We start from the raw sequence: 18,675 nt of genomic DNA, 5'->3' as shown, positions 1-18,675 counted from the left end.
CCCACGCACAGGAAGCAGGTGCTCGCCATGCCCGAGGCCATCGCCTTCGCCGCGTACGGCGGCCCCGAAGTGCTCCGGCCCACCGGTATCGACATCCCCGAACCGGACCCCGACCAGGTGCGCGTCGCCGTCCGGGCCGCGGGCGTCAACCCGCTGGACTGGAAGCTGCGCAGCGGCTCCCTGGCCGCCGTCATGCCGGTGCCGCTGCCGCACATCCCCGGGTCGGAGTTCGCGGGGACCGTCGAGGCGGTGGGCGACGGTGTCAGCAGCCTGGAGCCGGGCGACGAGGTCTTCGGCCACGCCTCGCAGGCCTACGCCACGCTGCTCGTCGCCGACCTCGACATGCTGCGGCTGCGCCCCGACGACCTGGAGGTGCACCGCGCCGCCGGGCTGCCCTCCGCCGCGGAGGCCGCCTACCGCGCACTGGAGGAACTGGGCGTCGCCGCGGGGGAGACCCTGCTCGTGCACGGCGCGGGCGGCGCCGTCGGCAACCTCGCCGTCCAGTTCGCGCTCGCCCGGGGCGCGCAGGTGGTCGGCACCGCAGCGGAGCGGGTCCACCAGCGGCTGAGCCGACTGGGGGCCACCCCCGTCCGCTACGGCGAGGGCTGGCCCGAGCGGGTGGCGGCCGCCGCGCCGCATGGGGTGGACGCCGTACTGGACGTCTCGGGAGCCGACGTGCTGGGCGACTCCGTCCGGCTCGCCCGCGGCGGCGCCGCACGGGTCCTCACCCTCGCCTCCCCGCAGGCCGCGCAGGCGCACGGGGCCAGGTTCTCCGGCGGCGGGGACGGCCTCCGGCGCACCGGCGCCGCGCTCGACGAGGCCCTGGCGCTGCTGCGCCGCGGCACCCTGGAGGTGCCTCTCCACAGGCCCTTCCCGCTCGCCGAGGCGGCCGAGGCTCACCGGACCGGGGAAGCCGGCGGACTGGACGGCAAGCTGGTGCTCACCATGGAGTGATATCCGCCCAGCTCAGCTCCCGGATCCCCCTGTTGCGCACGCACGTCCGCCCGCCCCCGGCGCGGGGGCGGGCGGACGTGCGAGGACCGCGGGTCAGCCGCCCTTGTGGGCGATCACCAGGGTGACGTCGTGGCCCAGCGAGCGGTGCTCGACCCGGGCGAAGCCCGCGTCGCGCATCCACCCCGTGCACTGCGCCAGCGTGTACCCCTTCCCGTGCGGGGTCATCAACTGGAGGTTGAGGCTGCGCAGCAGATTGCGCAGATAGCTCTCCTCGCCCGGGACGATCACCGGGTCCCACACCAGGAAGGCGCCACCGGGGCGCACTCCGGCGAAGGCGTTCTTCACCAACTGCGCGCGCTGGTCGTCGTTCCAGTCCACCAGCGCGTGCCCCAGCATCAGCACATCGGCCTCGGGCAGCGGCCCGGCGAAGAAGTCACCGCCGTGGAAACCGAGCTTCCCTGTCGTCCCCAGCGCCGCCATGTGCGCGTCGAAGTCCTCCTCCAACTGCGGCAGGTCGAAGACCCGCGCCTCCAGATGCGGATGGGCGCCCACCAGACCGGCCAGCACATTGCCCCGGCAGCCGCCCAGCTCCAGCACCGAGCCGTAGGACGCCCAGTCGAAGACCTCCGCCAGCGCGGGGATCAGCGGCCTGCTGGCGTCCTCGGCCATCCGCACCAGCCCGTCCTTCTTCTCCTCACTGTCGTAGAGCTGATCGAACATGTCCTCGCCGGAATAGGTCGCCGCCTGCGGCTCCTCGCTGCGCAGCCCCTCGGCCAGCCGGTCCCACGCCGGATACATCACCCGGTCGGCGAGCTGCAGGAACCCGCTGAGCGACGCCGGATCGCCGGGCACCAGCAACTGCCCCGACACCCGCGTGTTGGCCCACGCGCCGTCCGCCGTGCGCTCCAGGAAGCCGAGTTCGGCCAGTGCCGCGAGGAAGTGGTCGCAGCCGCGCCGCCCCAGCTCCAGCCGCTCACGCAGCCGCTCCTCCGGCAGCGGCCCCTCGGCCAGCGCCGCGAACAGCCCCAGCCGTACCCCGGCCAGCACCAGCTTCGCCGGCTGGAAGGCCATGGCCTGGCCGAGCACCTGTCCGGCCCGGGCCGTCACCTCGTCAGTCATCGGCCCGCTCCGCCCCGGTCACGAGGCCGCCGCCGAGGCGCGCGCCAGCACGTCGTCGAGCACCGCGTCCGGGTCGGCCACCGTCGAGGTGCCCTCCGCCGAGCGCCAGGCCACGAACGCGTCCGGCCGCACCAGCACGGCGCCGCCCGGCCCCACCCCGTAGGCGGCCGCCCAGTCGCGGTCCTCGGGCCGCAGCTCCTCCTCCGGGCCCACCGCGTGGGTGCGCAGCGGCACGCCCAGCCGCTCGGCCGCCTTGACCGCGGCCTTCGCCCAGGCACCGCCGTCCGGGCCGTGCAGCAGGACGAAGCCGTCCCAGAACAGGTCGATGGAGGAGATCCGCTCCGCGCCCGCAGTGCCCTCAGCGCCTTCAGTGCCCGCACGCGTCAGCCACACGTGCGGCGCGCGGGTGCCCGGCTCGCCCGTCAGCTCCAAGTCGGGGGTGAGCACTTTGGAGCCCTCGGCGCCGACGACGGACGCGGAGCGGTACCGGTAGCCGAGCGTGATGATCACGTCGTCGACGAAGTCCTTCCGGTCCTGCTCGGTCGCGTAGCCGTGCCGGATCCGGTTGCGCACCAGGGCCTGCTCGGACATGGCCGTGCCCAGCGGGCGGCGCTCCGCGTCGTAGGTGTCCAGCAGCGCGTCGGTGCCCCAGCCGTCGTGCACGGCCGCCAGCTTCCAGGACAGGTTGTGCGCGTCGTGGATGCCGGTGTTGGCTCCGAAGCCGCCTGCGGGCGGGTGCACATGGGCTGCGTCGCCCGCCAGGAAGACCCGGCCCACCCGGAAGGTCTCGGAGACCAGCTGGGCGCCCTGCCAGGGCACCTTGTCCATGATCTCGACGTCGATGTCCTTGCCGGCCGCGCGGCGGACGATCTCCACGCAGCGCTCGTCGGTGTAGTCGTCCGGCGTCTCGCCCTTCTCCGGGTAGTAGATGGGTGCCGCCAGCCACGGGTCGCAGCCGTGCAGCCGGGAGAGGCCCATCAGCGAGCCCCCCGCCGAGGCGTAGCACAGGATGAACTTGCGGTCCTTGAGCAGCGTCTCCAGCTCCGGCGCCCGGAAGTAGATGCTCAGCGCGTTGAAGACGGTCCCGCGGCCGGTCCGCTCGACACCCAGCGCCTTGCGGACGCGGCTGCCCGCACCGTCGGCGCCGACCAGGTAGTCGGCGCGGATGGTGATCCGGTTCCCCGTCGCGGCCTCCTCGGCCACGGCGGTGACGCCCTCCTCGTCGGCCTCGAAGGAGACCAGCCTGGTGTTGAACCGCACATCGGCGCCGTACTCCCGGGCCTTGGCGACCAGCACCTTCTCGTACCGGTCCTGCCCGCAGCCCATCACCCGCTCCGGGCTGACCGTCGGGCCGTCCAGCGACGGGGACTCCAGCAGTTCGGCGTTGTCGATGTCGGAGAAGGTGTCGACCTTGATGATCCCGCCCTCGAAGTAGGCGTGCGAGTTCCCCTTCTCCAGGGCGCGGATCTCCTTCCCGAGCCCCGCGGCGCGGAACAGCTCCATCGTGCGGGCCTGCAGGCCCGGGGCGCGGGGGAGCATGGAGGTGCTGTCCCGCTTCTCCAGCAGCATCGTGCGGACGCCGCGCCGCCCGCTGAACAGCGCGGTGGAGAGCCCGACGGGACCACCGCCGACGATCAGCACCGGGATCTTCACGTCATACATGCATGTCCCCTCTGAACAACTGGGCTTGGCCGGTTTCGGCACCCCTGATGAGTAGCCACGGCCCCTTGAGGGCCACTGGAGATCCGGCGGGGGCGCACGGCCCCGACGCCGTCCCCACCGCGGTTCGAGGGGCGCTCAACTTCGCGGTGTGACCCTCCCGGAGCGGCCCTGGCGCCAGGCCATGTGCCGTTTCGGAAGGAGTCCTGCGCATGACGCACACCAGCCTGGATGTCAGCACCCCGGCCGGAATCATCCGGCTGAGCAACGCGTTCTGCGACGCGAAGGCGCTGCTGACCGCTGTCGAACTGGGTCTGTTCACCACCCTCGACCAGAAGGGCCCCGCGACCGAGGAGGAGATCCGCAAGGAGCTGGGCCTGCACGGCCGCGGACTGGGCGACTGGCTCAACCTGCTGGCGGCGCTGGGCCTGCTCACCCGCGAGGAGGGCGGCAGGTTCGGCAACGCGGAGGGCGCCGGCACCTACCTGGTGCGCGGCAGCAACCGCTACGTGGGCGGCTTCCTGGAGCGCTCCAACCGCAACCTCTACCCCGCCTGGGGCAAGCTCACCGAGGCGCTGCGCACCGGTGAGCAGCAGTCGGGCAGCGACTTCGAGGAAGTCACCCGCAACCCGCACATCCTGCGGCAGTTCGTCGGCATGATGGACGCGCTCACCCACGTCGTCGGCCCCGAACTGGTGGGCAAGTTCGACTGGAGCAGCCACAACTCCGTGCTCGACATCGGCGGCGCGCGCGGCAACCTGTGCTCCATCATCGTCAAGGCGCAGCCGCACCTCGCCGGACACGTCTTCGACCTGCCGCCGATGGAGCCGCTGTTCGAGGAGCACGTCGCCTCCTACGGGCTGACCGGCAAGGTCGCCTTCCACGGCGGCAGCTTCTTCACCGACCCGCTGCCCAGCGCCGACGTGGTCACCCTCGGGCACGTGCTGCACGACTGGGACGAGCAGCAGCGCGGCGAACTGGTCACCAAGGCCTTCCACGCCGTCAATCCCGGGGGCGCGCTGCTGATCTACGACCGGATGCTCGACGACCAGCCCGACCACGTCGAGAACCTGGTCATCAGCCTCGACATGCTGCTGGTCACCGACGGCGGCTCCGAGTACCCGGTCTCCGAGGCCGTCGCGCACGCCGAGCGCGCCGGGTTCGCCTCCACCGAGGTGCTGCCGCTGAGCGACTACGACACGCTCGTGATCTGCCGCAAGGCCGCCTGAGCGGGCCCGTCCGAGAGAGGAGTCCGTACCCATGAGCACTAACCAGCAGGCCCCGCAGCAGGTTCCGGTACTGATCGTCGGAGGAGCGGTGACAGGGCTGTCCACCGCGGTCTTCCTCGGCTGGCACGGCATCCGCTCGCTCGTCGTCGAGCGCCACCCCGACACGCTGAGCCACCCGCGCTCGCGCGGCGTCAACCCGCGGACCGTCGAGCTCTACCGGCAGGTCGGGCTGGAGGGGCCCATCTGGTCCGAGGCCAGTCTCGCCACCGACTTCAGCAAGTTGCTGATGATCCGGGCCGAGACCCTCGCCGGGCCCGAGATGTTCAGCGGCCCCACCGACCAGCCCGACCCCACCGGCGGCGTCAGCCCCTGCGAGTGGGCCCCCATCGACCAGGACCGGCTCGAGCACCTGCTGCGCGGCCGCGCCGCCGAACTCGGCGCCGAACTGGCCTTCGGCACCGAACTGGTGTCCTTCGAGGAGAGCGGCGAGGGCGAGGACGCCGGAGTCACCGCCGTGCTCCGGGACACCGCCACCGGCGAGGAGCGCACCGTGCGCGCCGCCTACCTCGTGGCGGCCGACGGCAGCCGCAGCCCCGTCCGGCGCGAGCTGGGCATCGAGACCGACGGACCCGGCGAGTTCGCCACCACCCTCTCGGTGCTCTTCGAGGCGGATCTGAGCCGGGCGGCCCGGGGCCGCGACGTCGGCGTCTGCTACCTCGACAAACCCGCGCCCTCCACCATCCTGTTCGCGCACGACGGCAAGCAGCGGTGGATCTTCGCCACCGCCATGCCCGAGGGCGAGACACTGGAGACGGTCACCGAGGAGCAGGCGGTCGAACTGGTCCGCGCGGCCATCGGCCAGCCCGACCTGGACGTGCGCATCATCCCGCAGCTCCCGGCCGGCGGCGCCAAGTGGCTGAGCTTCATCATCGGCGCGCAGGTCGCCCGCGAGTACCGGCGCGGCCGGGTCTTCCTCGTCGGCGACGCCGCCCATCTGGTGCCGCCCACCGGCGGGTTCGGCGCCAGCCTCGGCATCCAGGACGCCGGAAACCTGGCCTGGAAGCTGGCCGCCGTCCTGGACGGCGAGTCCGGGCCCGAGCTGCTGGACACCTACCAGACCGAGCGCCACCCGGTGGCCTGGATGACCCTCCAGCAGGCCCTCGGGATGATGCAGGAGCGCACCGGCCCGGACGGCGACGGCGAAGGAGAGGGCCCGGACCCCGCCGAGGCGTACAGCACCACCGTCTTCGGCTACCGGTACGGGGACGGCCCGCCGGTGCCGCCGCACGCGCTGCGCGGCGAGCCCGGCACCCGCGCCCCGCACATCGGGCTGGACCGGGCCGGGGAGGACATCTCCACCCTGGACCTGTACGGCCGGGCGCCGGTGCTGCTGACCGCGGAGGGCGGCCAGGCGTGGGTGGAGGCGGCCGCGGCCGTGTCCGCGGAGACCGGCGTGCGGATCGACGCCCACCGGGTGGGCGGCCCGGGAGCCACCCTGACCGCGGCGGACGACCGGGCCGTGGCCGAGCAGCACGGCATCGCGGCCGACGGCGCCGTCCTCGTCCGCCCGGACGGGTTCGTCGCCTGGCGCTCCGAGGGTGCCACCGCCAACCCGGCGGCGGCCCTGCGGACGGCGGTGCGGGAGCTGTACCCGCCCCGCTGACCCGCCCCGCGACGGCGGGACGCGCACCGGGCCCGGCGGCTTTGGCGGATTCTCGGGGTCCTCGCAACACCTGATGGCTTACGTGGTCGTCAGTAGATCACGCAGGCGCTCGGCTGGGGTTCTCCAGCCGAGCGTTTTGCGTGGTCGGCCGTTGAGTTGCTGGGCGACGTGTTCGAGGTCTTCGGGGCTGTGCACGGACAGATCGGTGCTCTTGGGGAAGTACTGCCGCAGCAGCCCGTTGTGTGTTCTCGTTCGATCCGCGCTGCCAGGGTGAGTGTGTGGGTCGCAGAAGTAGACCGGGACCCCGGTCGCGACGGTGAACTGCTTGTGCGCGGCCATTTCGCAGCCCTTGGTCCCAGGTCAGCGAGCCGGGCAGATGCCCGAGCAGGATGTAGCGGGTGGAGCGCTCGACCAGGGTCACGATCGCGCTCTCGCTGCGGGGGCCGACGATCAGGTCGCCTTCCCAGTGGCCGGGAACCGCCCTTTCCTCGACCTCGGCAGGACGCTGGGAGATCATCACCATCTCGTCGACGAACCGGCGAGTGCACTGGTCTGGACTGCGGTGTGGTTTGCGGCGGGTGCGCCCGGTGCGCAGGGCGAGTGCGACCTCGCGGCGCAGCTCGCCACGGGCCTGGACGTAGATCGCCTGGTAGATCGTCTCCGGACTCATCCGCATGGCCCATCGGGGTGGAGGCGCGCGTTACCGGTCTTCCGGATACCGCGGTCCCAGTCCCGGGCAGTGCGCTCGTGGACCCCGGCCCGTGCCGCAGCATCCCGCCGTCGCATCCCGGACGTGCGAAGGCGGTCGTACTCCGCCCGCCCCGGATGCCCGCTCGTGCCCGTCTTCCCACGACCACGCACACCGGCCTTCCGCGCCCAGTCAGCCGCCGTGTGACGGTTCACCCCGACCGACCGAGCAGCCCCCGAGACACTGCCGCTCTCCCGGTCCAGCGCCTCGAAGAACCTCGCCTTCAATTCCTCAAGATCCACGATCCCCGCAACTCCTCGAAATCCAGGGTGCTGCGGGGATCACTAGAACCCGCCGCCTTGGCCACGGGGCGAGGTGTCGTCCCGGTGGAGGGCGTCAGCCGGAGCAGATGCGCTTGTCATCCTTGGACCGCCGGCGCGGTTCGTTGTTCACCGTCCGCGTGCTGCTTCGATGAGCTGTGCGAGGTGCTGCACGGATCTGGTACCGGGGATAGGGGCGATGTGATCGCCGAGGTCCAGCAGCCAGCGGAGCGCCTTCCCGACGTCCCCGACCAAGGCTCCGGCTCCCAGCGGAGCGTAGGGCACGTACGGGATGCCCCGCATGCGGCAGTGCTCGACGGTGGCCGTGTCACCGGAAACGGCCATGCTCAGCTTGTTCTGCACAGCAGCGACCCTGACAACGGTGGACGCCGTGTCGATGTGCTCCGGGGTCACCTTGCACAGACCCACATGCGCAACCTTCCCCTCACCCTGGAGTTCGGCGAGCGTGCCGACCTGGTCCAGGAACGGAACGGTGGGGTCGACCCGGTGGAGATAGCACAGATCCAGGCACTCAACACCCAGACGCCGAAGACTCTGTTCGACCATCGCCCGCAGGAACTCAGGGCGCCCGAGCGGCTTCCACACGTTCGGCGCCGGGCGGACCATGCCCACCTTCGTGCCGATCAGCACATCCGACGGGCAGGGGTACAGAGCGCGGCGGATGAGGTGTTCGACGGTGTGGGGGCCGTAGGCGTCGGCGGTGTCCAGGTGGGTGATGCCCTCGTCCACGACAGTGCGCAGCAGATGTACGGCGCGGTCGGGGTCGGGCGGGTCGCCCCACGTGCCGTGGCCGGTCAGACGCATGGTGCCGTACCCGAGCCGGGAGACAGTCTTTCCGGCGATCGTGACGGTACCGGCCGGTCGGGTCGCAGCGGTCACCGGGTAGCCTGCGCCGTGGTGAGGGCGGCTTTGACAGCGGCGGCCTGGTCGTCGGGGGTGCTGGTCATCCGCTGGTGCGGGATGTCGAGTTCGGACAGCAGGCGGTGAAGCTGTCGGTCGACGGAAGCCCGGTATTCCAGGTCACGGTCACGGTGATCGCCGAGCCGTACGGCCGGGTCAAGGACAGTCGCGACGAGCAGCCCGTATCCGCCGGCGTGGATGGCGGCGAGAGCGGAGAGCCGGTGCACGGCGGCCGGGTCGGGCTCGTAGCAGCCTTGTTCGACGGCCGCCAGGTAGTACGCCACCGGGTCGAGGGCGGAGCGATCCACCAGGACCACGTCAGCGCTCAAGGTGGCCTCAGCCGCGGCGGCGGCGGATGCGGTGATGATCCATTCCGTGCATTCGGCGCTCTGTTGCTGGAGCTTGGGGAAGCCGAGTTCGGCGGCCTTCGCGGCGAAGCTGGCCGGGGTGCGAGCCACGGTGCGGCCGGTGGCCCGCAGCTCCGTCTCCAGGAGGCGCAGAAGCGTCGTCTTGCCGGTCGAGTGGGTACCGGCGACGGCTATGCGAGTTACCACAGGGTCTCCTCGTGTTGAGGTGCGGTAGTGGTCGGACGGCCGGGAAGTCCTGGCGGCACGGAGGCCGCCGTGAGTGCTTCCCATGTGGGGTAGTGGTCGGCGAGCTGGAGCAGGAGCAGGCCGGTTGCGTGGGCGTCGTAGGCGGCGCGGTGCCGGGCGCCGGGGACTGCGGACAGGTCGATGTGGTGCCGGGCAGTGAGCGGGTCAAGGCCGTAGCCCTTTTGGCCCGGGTCGGCGTCCTTGGCCAGGCGCAGAGTGTCGACGACACCGGCGGGCTGCCAGTCGGGCAGGTGCCGGGTCAGAACGTTGTACTCGACACTCGCACTGTGGGCGACGATCCACGCGCCCTCCAGCAGTGCCCGTACCTCGCCGGCGACCTGCGACCAGCGCGGAGCAGCCTCGGTCATGGCATTGGTGATGCCGTGGATACGGGTGACGCGGGCCGGGATCGATACGGGCGCCTGGATCAGCCACGACCGCGCCTGATCGGGTACGACGCGGCCGTCTTCCACGGGGATCAGGGCGACCTCTACCAGGTCCGGCGGGTTGGCGCCGTTGCCCTCCACATCCACGATGTAGAGCGGGCGGGGCCAGTCGGTGAAGTTCATTGCGCAGGGATTCCGTTCTCACCGCTCCAGCCGATGTCAGCGCGGCCATGACGGCGGTGATGGTGAGGGTGCTCGCGTGCGTGGACCTGGTAGCCATAAGCGTGCTGGAGGCAGTAGCGCGGCGGCTCGTTCAAGCCCTGGACCATGATGGCCCGATCAGTGATCTGGATGGGCCCGTTTGCCCCCAGAGCGCGGGCCGTGATCTCGACGTCCACCGGATCGGGTGCCTTCCACGCCTTCGCGCACAATCCGATTTGCGCCTTCGGGCAGATGTCGCAGAGTTCGCGGATGCCGTAGTGACCGTTGTAGTCCGCGCGTCCGTGCGCGTAGGCGACCGCGCACGAGGTCTTGCGGAACAACGGGCCGAACGGGGCCTGTCCGTCGCCGGGCCGACGGAAGGCGGCCAGGATCCGGGATTCGAGCTGTTCAGGCATGATCTTGCGCCGCGCGGTGGTGTCGTACGGCTCGGGCAGGCCGTTTTCCCGGTAGTAGGCGGCGATCTCGTCCCGGAAGAACAAGCCCGTGAACACGGTCGCGTGCGCGGTCCGGGACAGCTCTCGGGCGCGAGCGATATCGGCATCCGAGTCGTTCAAGCCGGGAACGATCGGCCGCCAATACAGCACTGTGCGGTAGCGCTCGGCGTGCTCGTACAGGGTGCGCAGACTCCTCGCGGCGATCGTGGAGTCGACTGGCTCGATGCCCTCGTGCTGGATATTCGAGTGGGTGACCAGGACGGTCAGCTTGATGTTCTTCAAGCTGTTCAAGACGGCGCAGTCCTCGGGGTCGACCCGCCACCGGGTGATCACCAACACGTGATTAGTCAGCCCTTGCTCGTCCAGGAGTCGCAGCGTGTTCAGCGTGTGCGGCTTCACCGCCTGGAGCATCGGGTCCGTCGCCTTGTTGAAGAGCTGCACCGGGGTGACGTGGGGCTGGAAGTACCGGTGCCCGGTGAGCGCCTTCACAGCCTCGTCATCCGGCATGAGGGCCCGCGGGGTCTTCATCTCGAAGTTGCTGTAGCGCTCCATGTGGCGGATGCAGTACCCGCAGTCCAGCGGGCAGCCGACCACGTGGTTCAGGGACAGCCCGGACTTGCGATACTCGATGACGTCGGCGATGTCCGGCTTCAGGCTGCCGATCTGCTCGGACGTTAACAGCGGCAGCATCCGCCGCCGACTGGCTTCCACGGTCACAGTGCTTTCCCTTCGTCGGGTGGTGCACGGTTCTCTGGATGGGGCTCCGGCAGATGATCAGCGCCGAGGCCCCGGCCCGCTCCGGCCGGTCTTGGTGCCGGGCGGGTCCCGCCTCCCTCGAGGGTGGGACGCGGGGGTGCGCCGTCCCGGGCTGCGGCTGGGCGTGGGAGGGGAGCCACAGCGGGACGGAGATCGACCGGCGGGCGGGGCATGGGGAACACCCACCCACCGGGGGTCATTGGGTGGGGCGGCCGCCCCAGCAATCGATGTGCGAAGCCGGACCGTCCATGGCGCCGGCGGCGAGGTCTGCGGGCTCGCCGGGCTCGGCGTCCGGCCGTGCGATCCCGACCGGCGCGGCGCGGGCGTCCACCAGCTGAGGGCCAACGAGCAGCGCGGGCGGAGTCAGACCGAGCACGCCGAGGACGAACACGGCCAGGCCCGGACGTGACGGCGGCTCGGTCCGCACGTGACGCCCGCTCATGGGCGCCCCAGCGTCATCGACGCCAACGGCGCCCACGAATACACAACCTGCACACCACGCTCCCGCAGCCACTCGATCTCGCGGTGGCGTAGCTCGTGAGCGGATCCGGGCGCGATAACGGCAAGCCACCGGACGATCACCGTCGCGATCGTGCCCAACTCCGCCATCTCCCGCACCCACACCCAGCCCTCGCGGTGACACGGGTCCGGCTCGCCGTACACATCACAGACGTCAGCCACGATCCGCAACCCATGCCGCTCCGCGTAGGCGTGCCCCTCCTCCGAGGCACGCTCATCGGCCAGCGTCGATGCGGTCGGCGACCGTTCGGCGCACACGTACAGCACTGCGTCCGTAGCGCTAGTTGGGGTGGACTTCTCCTGAGATGCACGCGTGGTCATGAGGGCCTCATCGGTGGTCAGAGATGGAGGGGATGCCAGGCCGCCCCTCTCGGGGGTGAGGCGAGACCGGGCAGTACACCGCCGCGCTCCGGCGCTTGCGCTTGCGGAGCCTTAAGCGACGACTGACAGATTCCGCCCGGGTCAGGTGGCGTCACCATGCTGTACGGGGTGTCACCTGGCGCTCTTTCAGATGACCTAGATAGCGCGCGGGTAGCATCAACGTGTTCTGTGCGCTGGGGTGTTGCGCTGCGGAGGCGTTCGCGGTTCCCCTTCCGGTGAGGGAAGTCGGCGCGAACGCGCCGGGAGACCACCGGGAGACCAGGGAGCGACATGAGTAAGAACCCTCAGACGCTGCTGAAGGTCTTAGTGGATCAACGGCGTTGGCGTTACGTGGACTTCGAGCGTGCTTTCCGCCGCGCGGCGACCCAGGTACTCGATGAAGCGGCTCGGGGCCTGACGGTGTCGGAGGCGCAGTTTCGGCGCTGGACGGCCGGGCGCGTCCAGACCCTTCCGGGGGCGGAAGCGTGCACCGTGCTGGAGCACCTTCTCGGGGTCGACGCAGCGGCGCTGTTCGATGCGCCTCCCTCTGTGACACCCACACCCACGTTCAACCTGGAAGACGAGATCGCCATGACCGCACGCGACGCCCAGAACGAGGCCAACGCAGCAGCATCCGAATCCATCTCCGACATCACCCTCGACCAGTTGCGCGACGACGTGACCTCCATGGCCCGCGGTTACACCAGCACCTCGACGTTCGACGCTTTTCGCGAGGCTCGTGCACTTCGAGAGCAGGCCGAGCAGCTGCGGGACCGTACACAGGTGCCCACTCAGCAGCAGGAGTTGCTGATCCTCGCCGGGCAGGCGTGCGCGCTGCTGTCCACTGCGGCGTTCGACCTCGGGTCGTTCGACGGTGCCCGGCGCCTGTCCCGCTCGGCCGCACTGTATGGGGAAACCGCACGGTTCGATCCGCTGCGCGCCTTTGCCGGCGGCACCCTGGCCTACATCGCGTACTTCACGGGCCAGCCTGCTGAGGCAGCCCGGCTCGCCCATCAAGCACAGACGTTCACCGGGCTCGGTGACGTCGCCCGTCGCCGCCTGGCTGCGATCGAGGCCCGCGCCTTCGGGCATCTGGGGGATGCCGACTCCGCGCACCGGGCCGTGGGAATCTCCCAGGCGGACGGCCAGGGGTTCACCGATGACCTGCATGACGAGGTGGGCGGCGAGTTCGGGTTCACCGTCGAGCGGCTGGCAATGTCGAACGCGTCAACTTGCCTGCTGCTGGGCGATGGCCAGGGCGCCGAGGTCGCGGCGGTGCGGTCGCTGGCGCTCGCCGAAGCGCGGCCAGCGGCGACACGTTCGGCGCGTGTGACCGGCGGCGCTGCCGCCGACCTGGCCACGGCTCGGCTCCTTCGTGGTGATCTCGACGGAGCAGCCGAGGCCATGACGCCCGTGTGGGACGTGTCGCCGGGCCAGCGGTCGCCAGGCCTGCTGGCTCGCACCGCGCGGGTCCGGCGTACGCTGACCGACGCCCGGTTCCGGACAACTCAGGTGGCGGTCGACCTGGGAGAGCACATCGAGGACTTCACCCGGCTGTCTGCGTCCCACCAGCTCGGAACCGGCGCGGGTCCGCTGGCCGCGTTGGAGGGCTGACCTCAGCCTTCTGAAGCATCGCCCCCGAGAGAGGCAACGATCTTCGCCTCCTTTTCGGGGGCGATGCCGTGCTTAGCCCAACGCGGATGCGCGACGGGGCGGCCGTCGGCTTGAAGCCATGCCCAGGTGTCTCCGATCGTCTCGCGAACCGGTCGGCAGGCGAGACCGGCCGCAACCGCCTTGGAGGAGTCGACTGACCACACCCCGGCGTGTGTGCGCCACAAGGGGAGTTCGGTCCACTGCTTCACCTCATGCCGGGTCAGCAGTTCCGCCGGCGCCCACGCCGGGCGACCGGCGCCGCCGGTCACGTCGAGGCACCCCGCGATGAAGTTGGCGAAGGTGACTCCGTCTGGGTGGGCCACGTTGTATGCGCCGGTCCCGGCACTGGCGGCCTGGTCCAGGGCGAAGGTAGCCACGTCGCGAACGTCGACCGGCTGAATGCGCCGATCGGCCGGGGCGGGGGCGAGAATGCGCCCGCCCCGGTGGGCGCGGGAAAGCCACCAGGGAAGGCGGCCGACGTATTCGCCGGGGCCGAGGATCACCCCGGGGCGCAGGAACACGGCCCGTTCGCCGAAGACGCCGGACACGGCCCGTTCGCCGCCTGCCTTCTGGAAGCCGTATTCGGTCGGGGAGCCGTCCGGTCCGGTGTACCCATACGTTTCGTCAGCATCGGGCGGGCACTCCAGAAGCGGGGATGCCTCCATGAGGGGATTGTGCGGCCAGCCCTCGTATACGGACACAGTAGAGATGTGCACCCACCGGGCGGCCTGCCTGGCGAGGGCGCGCGTAGCGAGGAGGACGTCACGGGGAGGGAGGTCCGAGCTGGAGGTGTCGATGACCGCATCCCAGGAGCCAGCGGCAGCAAGGCGCGCGAGGTCCGAAGCGTCCGTCCGGTCACCGTGGACGGGCGCCACACCGGGAGCGTCGGGACCGGAACGGCCCCGGTTGAACGTCGTCACCTCCCACCCTCGCCGAAGCGCGCCGGTGACGATCTCTTTGCCGAGGAACCACGTTCCGCCCAGGACCAGAATTCGCATACGCCTGATCTTGCCCGCAGGGGCGGGATTCACGGAAGCGGCGGTGCGCTCCCCATCCGGGTGCGGGCCGTCGGCGTGTGCGGACCACCGAGGCCGTCACCGCGACCGGCCGCGCCACCACCTGAACCCGCGGGAGAGCCGCCGGGCCCGTTCGCGTGCCCCGGCGGGCCTGGCCCGCCGGGGCCGAGCTGGTCCGCCCAGAGGGGGACCCGCGCGGACCCGGCCCCTCCGCCGGGGCCCGCCGCGGCGCCGCACCGCACCCATTAGGGTGTGCGCTGCAGTTCGATTCTTGACGCCGTATCCAGGGGGACCGCATGACCAGCACGCCGGAGCCGGCGCACAGCGACCGGGAAGCCCCGGGACGGCGGCGCAGGCTGCGCTCCTCGACCGTGGTGCTCGGCAGCATGGGCGCGCTGGCCGTCGCCCTGTCCGGATACTCCTCGGAGCCGGACCGGCGGTGCGTGGACCCCGACAGCTACGACGCCGTGCGCGGCTACCGCATCCTGCCCCCGAGCCAGTGCGGCACCCAGGGTGCGACGACCGCCGCCCTCCCCGCCGCCCGGACCGCCGGGCAGCAGGCCGAGCGCGCGAGCAGCGTCTGGTACTACGGCGGCCGGGAGGACGAGGGCCGCGCCATGGGCGGCACCTTCGTCCACGCGGCCGCCGTCGAGCGGGCCGGCTTCGGCTGCGACGACGACGATGACGGCTACGGCACCAGCGGCGGCTACAGCACCAGCGGCGGGTACGGCGGCTGAGGCGGACGGCGCGGACGAGAGGAGAAGCCCCGCGTGGAACGCCACACCCTCGCCCCACGTCCCGGCTGGCAGGAGACCGTCGAGGAGCAGGGCTGCATCTACCCGCTGACCCGGTACCCGGACGGCTCGCTGCGCCCCTATTGGGACGAGAGCGCCTACTACGCCCTCAGCCTGCCCGAGGTGGAGGACCTCGAGGAGGTCGTGGAGGAGCTGCACGCCATGTGCCTGCGGGCCGCGGAACACATCGTGACCGCCGACCGGTTCGCGGACCTGGGCATCACCGACCCGGCCCTGGTGCGCCGGGTGTCCGAGAGCTGGCGGCGGCGTGCCGAACTGCCCAGCCTCTACGGCAGGTTCGACCTGCGCTATGACGGGGGCGGCGGGCCGGCGAAACTGCTGGAGTACAACGCGGACACCCCCACCTCGCTGGTGGAGGCGGCGTCCCCGCAGTGGTTCTGGATGGAGGACCGCTTCCCCGGCGCCGACCAGTGGAACTCGCTGCACGAGCGGCTGGTCGACGTATGGCGCAAGCAGGCCCAGCTGCTGCCGCCCGGCGCGCCCGTGCACTTCGCCCACTCGGCCCGGGACGAGCTGGGCGAGGACCTGATGACGGTCGCCTACCTCCAGGAGACCGCCGAGCAGGCCGGACTGGAGACCGTCGCGATACCGGTGGAGGAGATCGGCTGGGACCGGCTCGCGGGCCGGTTCGTCGACCAGCGGCTGAAGTTCGTGCGGGCCTGCTTCAAGCTCTACCCGTGGGAGTGGCTGGCCTCCGACCGGTTCGGCCCGCACGTGCTGGAGACCCTCGACAACGGCGGCGGCACCGGCACCACGCTGTGGATCGAACCGGCGTGGAAGATGCTGCTGTCCAACAAGGCGCTGCTGGCGATCCTGTGGGAGCTCTTCCCCGGCCACCCGAATCTGCTGCCCGCCTATCTGGACGGGCCCCGGGAGCTGGCCGACACGACCGGGTGGGCGGCCAAGCCGCTGCTGGGCCGCGAGGGCGCCGGCGTCACACTGCACGAGCCGGGTCAGGAGCCGTCGGTGCGCGACGAGCCGTGCTGCTACCAGGCGCTGTGCCCACTGCCGGAGTTCGACGGCAACCGCACGGTGCTGGGCACCTGGGTGGTGGACGGGGAGGCCGCCGGCCTGGGCATCCGCGAGTCCGCCGGCCTCGTCACCGACGAGTACGCGCGGTTCCTGCCGCACGTCATCCGCTAGCCGCAGGTCCATGACCGTCGGCTCGCCGCGGAGCGGCCGGTCCCGGTGCGCGTGGGGAGGCGGGCGCCGGGACCGGTCCGGGGGTCACTCCTCGGTGACGTGGATGGACTTCGTCGGGCAGCCGCGGGCCGCCCGGCGGACCTCCTCGTGCAGATGCCCCTCCGGTGTCTCGTCCAGGACGACGACCAGACCGTCCTCGTCCTGGTCGAAGACGCCGGGCAGCCGGTACACGCACAGACTGCTGACCGCACAGGTCTCCGGGTTCGCGGTCACGCGGAGCATGCTCACCACTCCACGGGGATCTCGGTGAAGCCCTCCATGAATCCGCCCAGTGCCCGCGGCAGCTCCTCGGCCGGGGCCGCGAGCCTGATGTCGGGGAAGCGCCGCAGCAGCGACTCGGTGGCCACCTGGAGCTCCATCCGCGCCAGTGCGGCGCCCACGCAGTAGTGGATGCCTGCGCCGAAGGTCATGTGGTGGTTCTCCTGGCGGCGGATGTCCAGCTCGAAGGGCTCGTCGAAGACCTCGGGGTCCATGTTGGCCCCCTCCTCCGACAGCAGCACACTGGTGCCCTTCTTGATGACCGAACCGTCCGAGAGGGGAATGTCCTCGACGGCGTACCGCATGGTGCCCACCGAGGAGCCCATGATCTGGGTGCGCAGCAGCTCCTCCACCGTGGAGGGCACCAGCGACCAGTCCGCCTGGATCTCGCGCACCAGCTCCGGGTGGTGCAGCAGCACGGCCGTGCCGGTGCCGATCTGGCTGGCCGTGGTGACGTAGCCGGCGATCAGCAGCCCCTGGCACCAGAAGTGCAACTCGTGGTCGTTGAGCCGGTTGTCCTCCTCGTCGCGGACCCGGATCAGCTCGCTCACCAGGTCGTCACCGGGCTTCTCGCGCTTGGCGTCGATCAGGTCGCCCAGGTACTTCCACAGGTTCTGCCGGCACTGCCCGACCTCCTCGGGCGGCAGCTTGGTGACCGACAGGAAGCCGTCGACGTACTCGCGGAACTGGTCGCGGTCCTCGGCCGGCACGCCCAGCAGCTTGCAGATCACCATGATCGGCAGCGGGAACGCCAGCGCCTCGTTCAGCTCCACCGGGCGCGGCCCGGCCGCCATCTCATCCAGCAGCTCGTCGGCGACGCGCTGCACATAAGGCCGCAGCGCCTCGATCCGGCGGGCGGTGAACGCCTTGGTCACCAGCGAGCGCACCTGGGTGTGCTTGGGCGGATCCGGGTCGATCTCCGGGTCCATGAACAGATCGTTGTCCGCGGAGATCCGCGCACAGTCGGGGCGCGCGATGTTGCGCGAGAGACGCTTGTCCGCGAACAGGGCGCGCACATCCTTGTAGCGGGTCACCAGCGTCGCCACGTCCCCGCTCGGCAGCGTCACCTCCATCGCGGAGCTGCTGTGCACATGTCGCAGCGCTTCGGGCACCTGCATGGGCGGGGTCCAGGCGAACGGATACCTGGGCGGGGTCTGAGTGCTCACGGTTGTCCCTTCGGGTTGCGGTGATCAGGTGGGGGAGACGGAAGCGGGCCGGTCACACCGGCCACTCGGGGCGGTCCCAGGCGGCCTCGGCGAACGCCCACTCGTGCCGGATCCCGGTGCGGAAGTGCTCGACCAGCAGGTCGCGTCCGGCCCGCGACGATGTCTCGCCCAGCTCGTCGGCCAGTCCCAGGAAGGCCCGCACCGCGTAGCCGTATCCCGCGCCGGGGTGGTACGCCTCGATCCACTCCGCGTACCGGGAACCGGCGGTGTGCCGCTCCAGCAGGTCGTCGGAGACCCGGAAGTTGAACCACACCATCGGCAGCAGCGCCCCCACCCCGGCGGTGAAGGAGGCGGCGCTGGAGGCGTTGAAGAACGCGCAGTGCGCGTGGGTGACCGGACTCGCCTGCGGCGTACCGGCCGCGGGCAGCCCCGCACCCTCCGCCCACTCGGCGTACTTCTGGCGCAGCCGGTCCCGCGCCTCCAGCGTCCCGGTGATCGAGCGGCCCAGCAGCGCGGTGTGCGCGTCCGCCTCGGCGGCGGCGGCGGTGCGCGCCAGCGCCCGTGCGTAGGCGGGCAGCAGGTGCCCGGTGTCCTGTTCCACGAAGTACGCCAGTGACTCGCCCGGCAGGGAGCCGTCCCGCAGCCCCGACCAGAACGGGTGGGCCTGCACCTTCTCCAGCACCGGCGCGGCCAGCTCCTTGAGCTGATCGCTCAGCAGCATCGATTCTCGCCCCTCTCCGT

At 71.2% G+C, this 18,675-nt stretch carries 18 protein-coding genes and 1 pseudogene; 6 read left to right on the top strand and 13 right to left on the bottom strand.

The window, feature by feature from the left end; all coding sequences use genetic code 11:
* The first annotated feature begins 27 nt into the window (after window positions 1-27).
* Entirely contained in the window at window positions 28-954 is a 927-nt protein-coding gene (locus ACFYNS_RS14175; RefSeq protein WP_388602856.1) for an NADP-dependent oxidoreductase, read from the top strand.
* Window positions 955-1,047: 93 nt separating this feature from the next.
* Here the strand turns inward: ACFYNS_RS14175 and ACFYNS_RS14170 are convergent, their stop codons facing one another.
* Window positions 1,048-2,073 (bottom strand): methyltransferase, encoded by a 1,026-nt coding sequence (locus ACFYNS_RS14170; protein ID WP_388602854.1) that lies wholly within the window; start codon window positions 2,071-2,073, stop codon window positions 1,048-1,050.
* Between the two features lie 18 nt (window positions 2,074-2,091).
* Window positions 2,092-3,735: an FAD-dependent monooxygenase gene (locus ACFYNS_RS14165; protein WP_388602853.1), complete on the bottom strand. Its 1,644-nt coding sequence runs from the start codon at window positions 3,733-3,735 to the stop codon at window positions 2,092-2,094.
* A gap of 209 nt (window positions 3,736-3,944) precedes the next feature.
* On the opposite strand from ACFYNS_RS14165, the gene ACFYNS_RS14160 reads away from it, so the two are divergent.
* Complete coding sequence (locus ACFYNS_RS14160) at window positions 3,945-4,961, top strand: methyltransferase (RefSeq protein ID WP_360302473.1); 1,017 nt, start codon at window positions 3,945-3,947, stop codon at window positions 4,959-4,961.
* Window positions 4,962-4,992: 31 nt separating this feature from the next.
* Window positions 4,993-6,624: an FAD-dependent monooxygenase gene (locus tag ACFYNS_RS14155; RefSeq protein WP_388602850.1), complete on the top strand. Its 1,632-nt coding sequence runs from the start codon at window positions 4,993-4,995 to the stop codon at window positions 6,622-6,624.
* Window positions 6,625-6,702: 78 nt separating this feature from the next.
* On the opposite strand, the pseudogene ACFYNS_RS14150 reads toward ACFYNS_RS14155, so the two are convergent.
* The 7 genes and pseudogenes from ACFYNS_RS14150 to ACFYNS_RS14120 all read right to left on the bottom strand — a co-directional run.
* A pseudogene (locus ACFYNS_RS14150) lies at window positions 6,703-7,315 on the bottom strand (IS30 family transposase); the annotation flags it as partial.
* A gap of 446 nt (window positions 7,316-7,761) precedes the next feature.
* A complete protein-coding gene (locus ACFYNS_RS14145) occupies window positions 7,762-8,532 on the bottom strand; it encodes an aldo/keto reductase (RefSeq protein ID WP_388602849.1) in 771 nt (256 codons plus the stop codon).
* The gene (locus ACFYNS_RS14140; RefSeq protein WP_388602846.1) at window positions 8,529-9,107 is read right to left on the bottom strand and encodes an AAA family ATPase; all 579 of its coding nucleotides are present in this window, start codon (window positions 9,105-9,107) and stop codon (window positions 8,529-8,531) included. Before ACFYNS_RS14140 ends, ACFYNS_RS14145 begins: the two co-directional genes overlap by 4 nt.
* On the bottom strand, window positions 9,101-9,715 hold the full coding sequence (locus ACFYNS_RS14135; protein WP_388602844.1) for an exonuclease domain-containing protein: 615 nt from the start codon (window positions 9,713-9,715) through the stop codon (window positions 9,101-9,103). Before ACFYNS_RS14135 ends, ACFYNS_RS14140 begins: the two co-directional genes overlap by 7 nt.
* Window positions 9,712-10,905, bottom strand: a complete 1,194-nt coding sequence (locus tag ACFYNS_RS14130) for a radical SAM protein (protein ID WP_388602842.1) — start codon at window positions 10,903-10,905, stop codon at window positions 9,712-9,714. Before ACFYNS_RS14130 ends, ACFYNS_RS14135 begins: the two co-directional genes overlap by 4 nt.
* A gap of 235 nt (window positions 10,906-11,140) precedes the next feature.
* Entirely contained in the window at window positions 11,141-11,386 is a 246-nt protein-coding gene (locus ACFYNS_RS14125; RefSeq protein WP_388602840.1) for a hypothetical protein, read from the bottom strand.
* Entirely contained in the window at window positions 11,383-11,784 is a 402-nt protein-coding gene (locus tag ACFYNS_RS14120; RefSeq protein WP_388602838.1) for a hypothetical protein, read from the bottom strand. The genes ACFYNS_RS14125 and ACFYNS_RS14120 overlap by 4 nt, the downstream gene beginning before the upstream one ends.
* A gap of 330 nt (window positions 11,785-12,114) precedes the next feature.
* On the opposite strand from ACFYNS_RS14120, the gene ACFYNS_RS14115 reads away from it, so the two are divergent.
* Entirely contained in the window at window positions 12,115-13,437 is a 1,323-nt protein-coding gene (locus ACFYNS_RS14115; protein WP_388602837.1) for a DNA-binding protein, read from the top strand.
* Window positions 13,438-13,439: 2 nt separating this feature from the next.
* Here the strand turns inward: ACFYNS_RS14115 and ACFYNS_RS14110 are convergent, their stop codons facing one another.
* Window positions 13,440-14,474: an NAD-dependent epimerase/dehydratase family protein gene (locus ACFYNS_RS14110; protein WP_388602834.1), complete on the bottom strand. Its 1,035-nt coding sequence runs from the start codon at window positions 14,472-14,474 to the stop codon at window positions 13,440-13,442.
* Window positions 14,475-14,788: 314 nt separating this feature from the next.
* Here ACFYNS_RS14110 and ACFYNS_RS14105 point away from each other — a divergent pair, with 314 nt between their 5' ends.
* A complete protein-coding gene (locus ACFYNS_RS14105) occupies window positions 14,789-15,229 on the top strand; it encodes a hypothetical protein (protein WP_388602832.1) in 441 nt (146 codons plus the stop codon).
* Window positions 15,230-15,262: 33 nt separating this feature from the next.
* The gene (locus tag ACFYNS_RS14100; RefSeq protein WP_388602830.1) at window positions 15,263-16,450 is read left to right on the top strand and encodes a glutathionylspermidine synthase family protein; all 1,188 of its coding nucleotides are present in this window, start codon (window positions 15,263-15,265) and stop codon (window positions 16,448-16,450) included.
* 84 nt (window positions 16,451-16,534) lie between these two features.
* On the opposite strand, the gene ACFYNS_RS14095 is transcribed toward ACFYNS_RS14100, so the two are convergent.
* From ACFYNS_RS14095 to ACFYNS_RS14085, 3 genes are read right to left on the bottom strand one after another with little or no spacing between them, the layout of a single operon-like run.
* Window positions 16,535-16,732 (bottom strand): ferredoxin, encoded by a 198-nt coding sequence (locus ACFYNS_RS14095; protein WP_388602828.1) that lies wholly within the window; start codon window positions 16,730-16,732, stop codon window positions 16,535-16,537.
* 2 nt (window positions 16,733-16,734) lie between these two features.
* Window positions 16,735-17,934: a cytochrome P450 gene (locus ACFYNS_RS14090; RefSeq protein WP_388602826.1), complete on the bottom strand. Its 1,200-nt coding sequence runs from the start codon at window positions 17,932-17,934 to the stop codon at window positions 16,735-16,737.
* Between the two features lie 52 nt (window positions 17,935-17,986).
* A complete protein-coding gene (locus tag ACFYNS_RS14085) occupies window positions 17,987-18,655 on the bottom strand; it encodes a TenA family transcriptional regulator (RefSeq protein ID WP_360299439.1) in 669 nt (222 codons plus the stop codon).
* Window positions 18,656-18,675: the final 20 nt, after the last annotated feature.

Origin of the sequence: Streptomyces sp. NPDC006925, from assembly GCF_042869575.1 — a bacterium.
Taxonomy (GTDB): Bacteria; Actinomycetota; Actinomycetes; order Streptomycetales; family Streptomycetaceae; genus Streptomyces.
Note: the sequence above shows the minus strand (reverse complement) of the source record. Positions and strands in the feature narration are given on the sequence as shown.